Source organism: Streptomyces diastatochromogenes, assembly GCF_002242805.1.
GTDB classification, from domain to species: domain Bacteria; phylum Actinomycetota; class Actinomycetes; order Streptomycetales; family Streptomycetaceae; genus Streptomyces; species Streptomyces diastatochromogenes.
The window spans coordinates 74,998-86,761 of record NZ_MCGQ01000008.1; the positions used below are offsets into that span (position 1 = coordinate 74,998).

Here is an 11,764-nt window from a genome sequence, read left to right on the forward strand (position 1 = left end):
TCAGCACGGAACACCACTACGACGCCGACCAGCGATCAGGCGTTCATCTCAGAACACCGGAGTTCCGGCCTGCGTCAGCTTCCAGTTGGTGACCGCGAAGTCCGCCGGGTCGAGGGTCTTCTTCGCCGTCACGTAGTCGATCATCAGCTGGCGGATCTCGTTGGTGGAGCTGTAGGCGATCGGCGCAGAGGCGATGTGCGGGTAACCGGAACCGCCGTTCGCCCGGTAGTTGTTGACCGCCACGACGAAGACCTGGTCGTCGGCGACCGGGGCGCCGTTGTAGCTCAGGTTCTTGATGCGCGAACCCTCGGCCTGCGCGATGTCGATCTCGTAGTCGACGCCCGCCGCCGTGTCGTACATGTAGTCCCAGAACTTGTTGGCGTTCGTGAGCGTGGCCGTGTCCACCTTCGTACCGGCCGGGACCTGGTAGTAGTACTTCGCCCCGTACTCCAGGTACTCCTTGAGCTGCGCACCCGTCAGCTTCTTGCCGTACAGGGTGTTGTCGTAGATGTAGAGCCCGGCGATGTCCTTGATGGTCACGCTGCCCTGCGGGATGTCGGCCGTGCGGCTGAAGGGGGCCGCCACCGAGATCAGCGGGAGCGCCGCGTCGGCCGTCGAGAGCCCCGCCTTCACGCTGTCCATCTGCACCTTGTGGATGAAGTCCATGATCGGCACGTCCTTCCAGCAGGACTCGGCCGCCGAGAGGTCCGCGGTGCAGGTGCCGACCGCCGTGTTGACGTACTTCACGACCAGCTCGTGGTCGGCCTCCAGGAGCTTCTTGATCTCCGGGTCCTCGTCCACCGTGTTGGGGTTGAGGGTCTGGGCCGTCTTGCCGGTGACCTTCCACTGGCCGTGGTGCAGCTCCAGCTCGAAGTCGAAGACGCTCAGCCGGTAGCCCCAGCAGTACGGCTCGGAGAGCAGGACGTCCTCGCCGGTCTCCTCGTTCTTCACCGTGTACGACGGGACCTCGACATGGGTGTGGCCGACGAGGATCGCGTCGATGCCGGGCACCTGCTGGGCGACGAGGTTGGAGGCGTTCTCCACGTACGGGAGTTCGTCGCCGTAGGAGGAGGAGCCGTCGAGGCCCGAGTGGTCGGTCAGGAAGACGACGTCACAGCCGAGCGCGCGCAGCCGGGGCACGTACTTCTTCGCCTGCTCGACCAGGCCCGGGAAGACCATCTTCCCGCTGACGTTGTCCTTGTCCCACAGCGCGATGCCGGGGTTGGTGAGGCCCAGGATGCCGACCTTGATGTCCGGGGCGCCCGGCACACAGATCCGCTTCACGGTGTAGGGCTGGAAGGCGGGGCGCAGGGTCTTCGCGTCCAGGGCGTTGGCGCCGAGCAGCGGGAAGTGGCACTGGCTCTCGAACTTGCGGAGCGTGTCGATGCCGTAGTTGAACTCGTGGTTGCCGAGGGCGGCCGCGTCGTAGCGCATGGCGTTCATGGCGACGGCCATCGGGTGCCTGGGGCCGCGCTTGCCGTCGGTGCCCGTGATCGGGTCGACGCGCGCGAAGTAGTAGGCGAGCGAGGTCCCCTGGATGATGTCGCCGGCGTCGACGAGCAGTACACGGTGCTCGCCCTTCGCCTCGCGCTGCTGCTTGATGAGGGTGGCCACCCGGGCCACGCCCACCGAGTTGCCCGCCTTGTCGGTGTAGGCGGCGTCCTTGTAGTAGTCCCAGTCGAAGACGTGGCTGTGCAGGTCGGTGGTCCCCAGGATGGAGAACGACCAGGTGCGGGGCGTCTTTTCGGGCTGCTGTCCGGCCGCCTGGGCAGGGGCTGCCGCGACGGTCCCCGCGGCGGCGACCGCCGCACCGGTGACGGCCGACTTCTTCACGAAATCCCGGCGGTTCATGGGACTGAGGGACATGGCGAGGCTCCTGGAGAGGGCTGGAGTGGAGGAGGTTCGGTACGAGTGCCGTGCGGGGCTACCCGCGTAGATGCTTCTCGGCACCACCGCTCCGCGAGAACCAGAAGCAGGTCATGTCCGGGTCATTTTCTGGAGTGGTTGACCAATTAACGGTCTGTTTCTGTCGATGAACCGGCAAAGCGGCTGCGGGGAAAGCTCAGATCTCGCTCAAGGAATCGCGTCCGCATATCGGATCCACCGGTTCCAAATGTGGACATGCCGTGCGCTGAACTGGAGTCAACTACTCCGATTGTGCTGGTGACCTGCGACGTTGGTGATGGTTCGATGTGCGGCAGCGCGAGCAACGACCCAGGCTCGCCCGCACATTGGGGGGAACCAATGTCATCTGTCTCACGACGGCGCGGCACGGCCACGGCCGTCCAGGCGCTGAGCACGATCGTGCTCACCGCCGGACTGACCGCCGCCCCGCAGGCCCTGACCGGGGGCACCCCGGCATCCGCGGCGGACTGCACGACCTACTCCGTGCCGACCTATGTGTTCGAGCCGGCCACCAGCAACAACATCGCCAGCAAGCGGACCCTGCACAAGTACATGCAGTGGGGTCCGCAGAGCGCGGACGCCGACCTGCTGGACACCCTGTACACGGCGACGCTGCCGATGACGAGCAAGGTCTTCACCGGCGGCGGCAACGGCATCATCTACGAAGCCACCATCGGCGGCCAGGTGAAGGCGTACAAGGACAACACCGCCACCGGCGGCTCCTTGCTCACCGCGGTCAAGACCTACAGCTTCAACTGGTCCTCGGCCAAGCGGATCCTGACCAACGGCCAGTGGATCCTCGTCGTCGCCTCCGACGGCACCATGGACGTCTACAAGCAGTCCAGCCCGGCCACCGGTGACGGCACCATCACGCAGGTGGCGACCGACATGAAGTCGAGCATCACCACGTCGATCGCCAATGCGGACGATGCGTGGATGGTCAACTCCGCGGTGCAGTGGCTGAAGGACGGCACCATCCAGCAGACCGTCGTCCTGCCGATCGGCACCAGCTTCAAGCTGTGGGGCTCCACGGACATCGCCACGGGCGTGGACGCGGCCCAGGCCTGGTCGCCCGGCGGCGGCGCCATCAGCACCCAGTCGGTCACCAGCGACCCGGACACCACCGGCCAGATCCGGTCCTTCACGACCGGCCCGTGGACGAGCGTGGACGACGACATCCGCTCCGGCGTCGTGGGCGAGATCATGGCGGACGCCGGCCCCTGCCTGACCGACCCGGACCCCGAGATCGCGCCGTACTTCGGCACCCCGCCGGACGAGACCGGCGGCGAGGCGGCCACCGACCCGGCCGACAACACCGTCCCGGCTCCCACCCGTACGGTCACCGGCAAGTTCACGCTGGGCAACGGCAATGCCGCGCCCGGACTGCCCGTCACCGTCATGGCCTCCGACACCGACCCGGACGCCACCGGCCAGGTCACCGAGCCGATCCTGGGCACGGCCACCACCGCCGCCGACGGCAGCTGGTCCCTGACCCTGCCGAGCACTCTGCCGGCCGCCGTGCAGAAGGCCGTGGACGACAACAACGGAGTCCTCAACGTCCAGGCCACCGCCACGGGCACCACCGCCACGAGCGGTGTGCCGGTGCTGGGCGTGGACGCGCTGTCGACGGTGCTCAACGCCCCCGCGACCCCGTCGGCGGTCACGGCCGCGGCGGACGGCGACCACACGGTCAAGCTGGCCCCGAACACCCTGAGCAGCACCAGCCAGGACACCTACGCCGCGTCCACGGAGCCCCAGACCTTCGCCGCCCAGGTCGCGGCGAACCCCACGGCGACGGACCAGGACACCCCGCTGTGGCAGAGCGACAACAGCACGCTCGCCGCGAGCTACAACCCCTACCTCGTGAACGGCAAGGACGTCAGCGCCGAGACGGTCAACCCGCCGATCACCCCGATGGACTCCGGGACGTGCAGCGACCTGAAGTTCAAGGACAGCTCGTCGACCAAGTACACGGTCGTCGGTGAGGCCCACGCCGGCTGGGACGCCAAGGCGACCTTCGAGTACGAGTCGTCGATGAGCAGCAGCTTCGACATCGCCGTCAAGAGCAGCGGCAACTGGTCCATCGGCGGCACGAAGGAACTGTCCGGCAGCACCGGCGTGTCCGTCGGCTACGCCAACAAGGGCCCGCACTACGCCCACCAGTACAAGGTCCCGGTCGAGTACATCAAGTACAAGCACCAGCACATCTGCTCCGGCACCGTGCGCTCGACCTGGTACACGATCGAGGCCAGCCGCTACAAGGCCCCCGCGGGCGGCGCCGTCGGCGCGGTCGGCAAGGACGTGTCCAGCAAGGACGGCTCGGCCAACTTCGACCGCTCCCCGAAGGCGAACCGCAACTACGTGAACCCGGGGAACACACTCCAGCTCTCCCACGGCAAGAGCGTGAAGTTCGGCAACGCGGTCTCCGCGTTCGGGGTGTCCCTGGGCGCCAAGACGGGCTACGACTCCAACCACAAGCAGAAGATCGTGGCCGGCGACCGGTCCGGCAAGCACTGGATCTGGGGCAAGAATGGTTCGATCAGCAGCGGCCACGCCGGTGTCTTCTACTCGAAGTAGCGCGCGCCTGATCCGGCTGCTCTCCTCCGTCGTGCTCCTGGCTCTGGGAACCACGGTCCTCACCTCGTGCGACGACCACCCCTCCCGGGCCAAGGCGCACGACGCCCGGGGCACGGCCCTGGACGGCGGCATGCAGTCGGAGGCGGAGATCTCCTTCGAGCACGCCCAGGTCGGTGCGGAGTACTGGGTGAGCCTGCCGCAGACGGGCAACCGTTCCGCGAAACCGCTCACCCTCCTCGACGCCGAGATCACCCAGGTCCCGGCGGGCGTGAAGGTCCTGGAATACAAGGCGGTCAGCGGCAACGACACCGAGGGACACGCGATGGGCGTCTCCCTCACCGGTGCCGACGCCGGTGAGATCGAGCGGGCCCGCGACGTCGCGGGCCGCCCGGTCCGGGTGAAGGCGCACCGTGTGTCGGACGTCTACTACCTGGCCCGCGTCAAGGTGACCGGCACCGTCCACGGCAGCCTGGACGACTGCCGCTACCGGTACCGCCAGGGCTCCACCGAGTACCGCCAGGACCTGCCCTGTGTCACCCGGATCCGGCTGGGCGCGCCGCTCAAGCTGAGGGACTGACACCCACTGCGGCACGCTCCACGCGCAGGGGCACTCCCTCGTGCCCCTGCGCGTGGAGCTTACGAGGTCGGCCCGCCTCGACCGGGTGGCCGCGCAGTCTCTGCCGGCGGTTCGTCGGCGACGGGCGGAATCCAGGAACAGGCCAGTGAGCCGCCGATCAGGCCCGTGAACACGCCGAGGAAGAGGCCGCCGAGGTTCGCCACGGGGAAGGAGGCGAGGGCGAGCAGGAGGGTGGCGATCCCGGAGAACAGGCGCAGGTGGGGTTGGTACCAGAGGCTGAGCCCCAGGGTGATGAGCAGGACTCCGATGACCAGGGACCCGGCACCGGGGGTGGTCGACATGGCCAGCGGAATGGCGCCCAGGTCCAGGTTCACATACGGCCAGTACAGGATGGGCAGCCCCGCCGCCAGGGTGAAGAACCCGGCCCAGAAGGGGCGTTCACCACGCCAGGCGCGGAACCTGCGGCGGGCGTGCGCGGCTGTCGCGCGGATACGGGGGCGTTCGGCGGATTCGCCCCGCCCTGGGGTCAGGAGCATTCGTGGCGGCCCTGCTCGATCCGCACACGCAGGCCGGGAACGTTGAATGTACCGGCGGTGAGCGCGACCGCGGTCACGTGCACGTCGGTCAGGGTGACCGACGTGGCCTGCTGCCCGAAGCCGCTGGGATCGAAGAAGCGGGAGTCCCTGTCGCCCGGATTGATCGGTCCCTTGGTGATCTCCCCCTGCGCGATACCCATGTCGAAGTTCCGGAAATCCGCCTCCCCGGCCGACTGGAACGTCGTGTCGAGGAACAGGTTCGACGCCTCGACCGGGCGTTCGTTCCCGCCGGTGATCTTCAGAGTCTGCGGGCCCAGCACCGGGACGTCGATCAGTACGGACTGGCACAGCCCGCTGATCGTCGCGCGCCGGGACCCGACGACCTGGACCGGCACCAGCTCGCCCCGCTTGGTCACGTCCACCATGCCGTAGCTGCTGAGTCCGCGAGAGACCAGCGTGTCCGCGGTGACCGTGAACCTCTTGCCGGAAATGAGGAACGACGCTGCCAGCGCCCCCTCGCCCATGACGATGCCGAGGGTCGCGCAGGCCGCGACGCCGGGCACCAGGACCGTCGCGAAACGTCGCCAGTGGGTCCTGCCGACGCGGTGCGACATCCCGGCTCCTTCGGTCATGGAGGGGATCACTCCTCAACCCGACAAGGCGGACATTTCCCCTGCTCCAGTGCCGGATCCTAGGCTCCCAGCCACAGCAACCGGCCACACGCCGGGCCCGCCGTACGGGTGACGCACCTGTCAGGGGCGGCCGATCAGCCGGATCTCCGGCGGCCACAGCACCCTGCTCGCCACCAGCAGCGAGGGCCCGAGATGGATCGGGCACACCGGCAGCGACGGCAGGTCGTACCGGGCGACCTCGAACACAGCGGGGTCGGAGCAGTCCGTACCGACGGCCTGCGCCCCCTCACCGCCGTACGGCCCCCGGCACCGCACCGTCCGGTGGTTGCTCATATTCCGATTGCACCGCGCGGAACGCGGAACCGCCCGCCGATCACGCCTCACGGCGGATCGGCGGGCGGTCCGGTGTCAGGACGGGTCGATGTTCCCGAAGTCCGCGTGCAGGATCTCGGTACCGACCGGCTGCTCCACATGCAGCACGACGTTGTTGAAGGTCGCCGTGGTGAGGACCACCCGCCAGTTGTTGTTCGGGCACCCGGCATCCTTGGGCGAGGGGTTCGGCGGCGTCTGGAGCACCACCGAGAAGTTGACCCGCCCCTGGCGAGGGGTGATGGTCTGCGTCGGACCCGCCAGATCCTGGAAGATGGCGGGGTGACCCGGCGCGGTGTTGCCGCCCTTGTTCACGCAGAGGTACGTCGCGCGCACCGAGTCCGCGGTCAGGAAGATGGCGACCTTACCCGTACCCAGCCCGGCGACCGAGCCACTGCAGGTGATGCTCGCCCGGTTGCTGGTGATCGTCTTGCCGGAGCACGTGGGATCACCGATGAAGTGCGGGTTCTGGGCCAGGGCGGGTGTCACGCCGATGCCGAGAGCCAGCAATGTCATCGCCAGAAGCTTGAGGACACGACGCACGCACTTCTCCTTCTCTTGGGCTGCGCGGGATGGTGCACGCGAAGAGAGCAGTACCGTGCGTCACAGGAAGATCACGAAATGTGACCTGAATGCGGCAAGACATGGCCCCCGCCGGACATCGTCCGACGGGGGCCACAGGGCATGCGGTTGCCTACAGGAACGAGTTGATCTCGATCGTCTCGTCCCGGCCCGGGCCCACGCCGATCGCGGAGATCGGGGCGCCGGACATCTCCTCCAGCGCCTTGACGTAGTTCTGGGCGTTCTTCGGCAGGTCGGAGAAGGACTTCGCCTTGGTGATGTCCTCGGACCAGCCCGGCAGGGTCTCGTAGACCGGCTTCGCGTGGTGGAAGTCGGACTGCGAGTACGGCAGCTCCTCGACGCGCTTACCGTCGATCTCGTACGCCACGCAGACCGGGATCTGCTCCCAGCCGGTGAGCACGTCCAGCTTGGTGAGGAAGAAGTCGGTCAGGCCGTTCACGCGGGTCGCGTAGCGGGCGATGACCGCGTCGAACCAGCCGCAGCGCCGGTCACGGCCGGTGGTGACACCCCGCTCGCCACCGATCCGGCGCAGCGCCTCGCCGTCCGCGTCGAAGAGTTCGGTCGGGAACGGTCCGGCACCGACACGGGTCGTGTAGGCCTTGAGGATGCCGATGACCCGGCTGATCTTCGTCGGGCCCACGCCGGAGCCGGTGCAGGCACCGCCCGCGGTCGGGTTCGAGGAGGTGACGAAGGGGTACGTGCCGTGGTCGATGTCGAGCAGGGTGCCCTGACCGCCCTCGAACAGCACGACCTTGTCGTCCTCCAGCGCCTGGTTGAGGACCAGCACGGTGTCGGTGACGTACGGCTTGATCTGCTCGGCGTAGCCCAGCAGCTCCTCGACGACCTGGTCGGCGGCGATCGCGCGCCGGTTGTACAGCTTGGTCAGAAGCTGGTTCTTGACGTCGAGGGCGGCTTCAACCTTCTGCAGAAGGATCGACTCGTCGTACAGGTCCTGGACCCGGATGCCGACGCGGTTGATCTTGTCCGCGTAGGTCGGGCCGATGCCGCGGCCGGTCGTACCGATCTTGCGCTTGCCGAGGAAGCGTTCCGTCACCTTGTCGACGGTCACGTTGTACGGCGTGATGATGTGCGCGTTACCGCTGATCAGGAGCTTGGACGTGTCAACGCCACGCTCGTTCAGACCGCTCAGCTCGGAGAGCAGGACCGACGGGTCGACGACGACACCGTTGCCGATGACCGGCGTACAACCGGGAGAGAGGATTCCGGAAGGGAGAAGGTGGAGTGCATACTTCTGGTCGCCCACGACCACCGTGTGGCCGGCGTTGTTGCCGCCCTGGTAGCGCACTACATAGTCCACCGAGCCACCGAGCAGGTCGGTGGCCTTCCCCTTGCCTTCGTCACCCCACTGAGCACCGAGCAGCACAAGTGCGGGCACGCGCGTACACCCCTTCCGGGCGGGGCATGTCCAAGGTCGGGGGCAGGGGCGTAAGGTTCACCGCCGCGTACCACCGCGACCGCCTTTGGTCGCACAACCGTCGGACCGGATGCCCCGGAATAGACGAAGCCCCTGGCGCAATAGCGCAAGGGGCTCTTGCACAAAGATGCTACCCGAGGAAGCGAGGCAGGACCGAGGTGGCGACTTTCGCGACGTCCGATCAGCTGCTGGTGATCATCGATCCGGCGGCCCCGCAGACGGACGGGGAGTCCGTCCGGATCGCGAAAGACGTGCTCAGCGCGGGTGCGACCACCAAGGTGTGTCTGCCGGACAGCCCCGAGGAATTCGCCCGGGCGCTCGGCCGGCGAGGGTCCCGGCGCCCGGTCGTGGTCGGCGACGACCGGGCGCTGGTCCGCGCGGTGACCCTGCTGCACCGCCACCGCGAGCTGGCCGGATGCGCACTGTCGGTGGTGCCGGTCGGTGGTGCGGCCCTGGCGGAGTCCCTGGGCGTGCCCGCCGGCGCCGTGGCGGCAGCGCGGGCCGTGCTGGACGGGGCGGAGCGGCGCCTGGACCTGCTCGTGGACGACAGCGACGGGGTGGTCCTGGGCACGCTGGGCATCCCGTCGGCCCCGGTGCGGGCGGCGGCGGCCGCCGCAGAGCCGGTGGGCGTCCCCTCGGGGCATCCCTGGCTGCGGACGACGTACCGCTCCCTGGTGCGCACCCTGGCCCCCCGCCCGGCCCGCCTGTCGGCCGTACCGGCCCCGGGCCCGGCCCGGCTCCGGGTGGAGGTCGACGGGGCGACGGTGGTCGATCTGGACCAGCCGGTGGAGGCCGTGTCGGTGACGCCCGGCTCCTGCGGGATCGCCGAGGTGGAGGTCCGGCCGCTGTCGCTGGGCGCCGAGGCGACCCCGCTGCTGGCCCGTGGCCGCACGGTGACGGTGATCGGGTCGGACTTCCGCTACCGGGCCGACGCGCAGGTCTCGGGGCCCGTACGACGCCGGACGTGGACCGTGCGCGAGGCTGCCTGGGCGCTGACGCTGCCCGCCCACGCCTGAGCCGACCGGCCTCTAAAGGTCTGGTGACAAATATTTAACCGTGCCGACCCCTTGAGGGACCGGTTCACCCTCCACCATCCTGCTCCATCAAGGCGCGGTTGTGTCCGCGCGTGACGGTCAGGAAGGGGCCACCCGATGGCAGTGGACGAGGGCGTCGCCCCGGCGGCGAAGACGGACGACGACGGCACGGTTCATCGGCTGAAACCCAACGCCGTCGGCTTGCTCGGCGTGGTGTTCATGGCCGTCGCCACGGCCGCGCCGATCACCGCGATGACCGGCAACGTGCCCTTCATGGTGTCCTCCGGGAACGGCATCGGGGCGCCCGCTAGCTATCTCGTGGCAATGGTCGTACTGGCAATCTTTTCCGTGGGTTTCACGTCGATGGCGAAGCACATCACGTCCACCGGCGCCTTCTACGGCTTCATCTCCTACGGCCTCGGCCGCACTGTCGGCCTCGCCTCGGGACTGCTCGCGACCTTCGCGTACGTCGTCTTCGAGCCCGCGCTGATCGGCATCTTCTCCACCTTCGCCACGACCACCCTCAAGGACCAGACGGGGCTCGACATCCCGTGGTGGGCCTTCGCGATCCTGATGCTGGCGATCAACGCCACCGGCACCTGGTTCGGGGTGAGCGTCGCCGAGAAGCTGCTGGTGGTGCTGCTGGCGACCGAGGTGACCGTGCTGGCCGCGATGGCCGTCTCGGTCGCCTTCCACGGCGGCGGACCGCACGGCTTCACCTTCGCGCCGGTCAACCCCGTGAACGCCTTCAAGGGCACGTCCGCCGGGCTCGGGCTCTTCTTCGCCTTCTGGTCCTGGGTCGGCTTCGAGTCGACGGCGATGTACGGCGAGGAGTCCCGTGACCCGAAGAAGATCATCCCCAAGGCGACGATGATCAGCGTCCTGGGCGTCGGCGTCTTCTACGTCTTCGTCTCCTGGATGGCCATCTCGGGCACCGGCATGAACAGCGCCGTGCAGGTGGCGACCAAGGACCCGATGGGCCTCTTCTTCAACCCCACCGAGCGCTACGTCGGCCACTGGGCGGTCGACGTCATGCAGTGGCTGATGATCACCGGCTCACTGGCCTGCGGCATGGCCTTCCACAACTGCGCCGCCCGCTACATGTACGCCCTGGGCCGCGAGGGCGTCCTGCCGTCCCTGAAGAACACCGTCGGCCGCACCCACCCCCGGCACGGCTCCCCGCACATCGCGGGCCTGGTGCAGACGGTGGTGAGCGGGCTGCTGGTGGGCGCGTTCTGGGCCGCGGGCAAGGACCCGTACAACGGCACGTACGTCCTGCTCGCCATCCTCGGCACCATGGCGATCCTCGTCGTCCAGGCCGTGTGCTCGTTCGCGGTGCTGGTCTACTTCCGCAAGAACCACCCCGAGAGCAGGCACTGGTTCAAGACCTCCGCCGCCCCGCTGCTCGGCGGCATCGCGATGCTCGCGGTGGTCGTGCTGCTGGTGTCCAACATGGGCGTGGCGGCCGGCTCGGAGTCCGGCTCACTGGTCCTGAAGGCGACGCCGTGGCTGGTCGCACTGATCGCGGCGGGCGGCATCGGCTACGCGCAGTACCTCAAGCGGCGCTCGCCGGAGCGGTACGCGCTGCTGGGGCGGACGGTGCTGGAGGAGACGAAGGAACGTTAGCCGAACCTCTCCTCGCGGTACGCCCGCCAGCGTTCCATCATCTCGGCGACGTCCCGCTCGATGAACTCGAAGAAGGCGAGCGTCTCGGCCAGCCTGCGCCCGGCCGGTGTGTCGGCGCCCAGGCTGGCCACGCCGTCTCTGAGGGCGTCCTCCCAGCGCTTGATGATCGCCTCGCGGTTGGTGAGCGCCTCGTACCACTGGTCGCTGTGCACCCGGTACCGCTCCCGGCGGGAGCCCGGCTCCCGCTCGCGGGACACCATGTGCACCTGGGCGAGGTAGCGCACGGCACCGGAGACGGCCGCGGGGCTGATCCTCAGCTGTTCGCCCAGCTCGGCCGAGGTCAGGGTGCCGGTGTCGGAGGCGAGCAGCGCGCCGAAGACCCGGGAGGGCATGCGCGGCATCCCGGCCTCGACCAGTTGTGCCGCGAAGTGCTCCACGAACCTCGAGACCGACTCCGGGTCCCGCTCAGTACTCGACTCCGTCATGCCCCT

The 11,764-nt window shown here is 68.5% G+C and carries 11 protein-coding genes; 4 read left to right on the forward strand and 7 right to left on the reverse strand.

The window, feature by feature from the left end; all coding sequences use genetic code 11:
- Window positions 1–48: 48 nt before the first annotated feature.
- Entirely contained in the window at window positions 49–1,866 is a 1,818-nt protein-coding gene (locus BEK98_RS08625; RefSeq protein WP_094215817.1) for a bifunctional metallophosphatase/5'-nucleotidase, read from the reverse strand.
- Window positions 1,867–2,244: 378 nt separating this feature from the next.
- Between BEK98_RS08625 and BEK98_RS08630 the strand changes: the two genes are divergently transcribed.
- Complete coding sequence (locus tag BEK98_RS08630) at window positions 2,245–4,482, forward strand: hypothetical protein (protein WP_094215818.1); 2,238 nt, start codon at window positions 2,245–2,247, stop codon at window positions 4,480–4,482.
- Complete coding sequence (locus tag BEK98_RS08635; RefSeq protein ID WP_143684089.1) at window positions 4,463–5,059, forward strand: hypothetical protein; 597 nt, start codon at window positions 4,463–4,465, stop codon at window positions 5,057–5,059. The genes BEK98_RS08630 and BEK98_RS08635 overlap by 20 nt, the downstream gene beginning before the upstream one ends.
- Before the next feature lie 59 nt (window positions 5,060–5,118).
- Here the strand turns inward: BEK98_RS08635 and BEK98_RS08640 are convergent, their stop codons facing one another.
- The 5 genes from BEK98_RS08640 to BEK98_RS08660 form a co-directional block, all read right to left on the reverse strand.
- Window positions 5,119–5,595, reverse strand: coding sequence for a DUF6114 domain-containing protein (locus tag BEK98_RS08640; protein WP_208643055.1), 477 nt, complete (start codon window positions 5,593–5,595; stop codon window positions 5,119–5,121).
- Entirely contained in the window at window positions 5,586–6,227 is a 642-nt protein-coding gene (locus tag BEK98_RS08645; RefSeq protein WP_244201795.1) for a DUF6230 family protein, read from the reverse strand. Before BEK98_RS08645 ends, BEK98_RS08640 begins: the two co-directional genes overlap by 10 nt.
- Before the next feature lie 120 nt (window positions 6,228–6,347).
- Window positions 6,348–6,560 carry a hypothetical protein gene (locus tag BEK98_RS08650; protein ID WP_094215821.1) on the reverse strand — a complete coding sequence of 71 codons (213 nt, stop codon included), beginning with the start codon at window positions 6,558–6,560 and terminating at the stop codon, window positions 6,348–6,350.
- A 75-nt stretch (window positions 6,561–6,635) separates the two neighbouring features.
- A complete protein-coding gene (locus BEK98_RS08655; RefSeq protein WP_143684090.1) occupies window positions 6,636–7,112 on the reverse strand; it encodes a hypothetical protein in 477 nt (158 codons plus the stop codon).
- Window positions 7,113–7,290: 178 nt separating this feature from the next.
- On the reverse strand, window positions 7,291–8,574 hold the full coding sequence (locus tag BEK98_RS08660; RefSeq protein ID WP_094215823.1) for an adenylosuccinate synthase: 1,284 nt from the start codon (window positions 8,572–8,574) through the stop codon (window positions 7,291–7,293).
- A 197-nt stretch (window positions 8,575–8,771) separates the two neighbouring features.
- Here BEK98_RS08660 and BEK98_RS08665 point away from each other — a divergent pair, with 197 nt between their 5' ends.
- Both BEK98_RS08665 and BEK98_RS08670 read left to right on the forward strand, forming a co-directional pair.
- A complete protein-coding gene (locus BEK98_RS08665) occupies window positions 8,772–9,629 on the forward strand; it encodes a diacylglycerol kinase (protein WP_094215824.1) in 858 nt (285 codons plus the stop codon).
- A 135-nt stretch (window positions 9,630–9,764) separates the two neighbouring features.
- Window positions 9,765–11,273, forward strand: coding sequence for an APC family permease (locus BEK98_RS08670; RefSeq protein WP_094215825.1), 1,509 nt, complete (start codon window positions 9,765–9,767; stop codon window positions 11,271–11,273).
- Here the strand turns inward: BEK98_RS08670 and BEK98_RS08675 are convergent.
- A complete protein-coding gene (locus BEK98_RS08675; RefSeq protein WP_094215826.1) occupies window positions 11,270–11,758 on the reverse strand; it encodes a GbsR/MarR family transcriptional regulator in 489 nt (162 codons plus the stop codon). The genes BEK98_RS08670 and BEK98_RS08675 overlap by 4 nt on opposite strands.
- Between the last annotated feature and the right edge of the window lie 6 nt (window positions 11,759–11,764).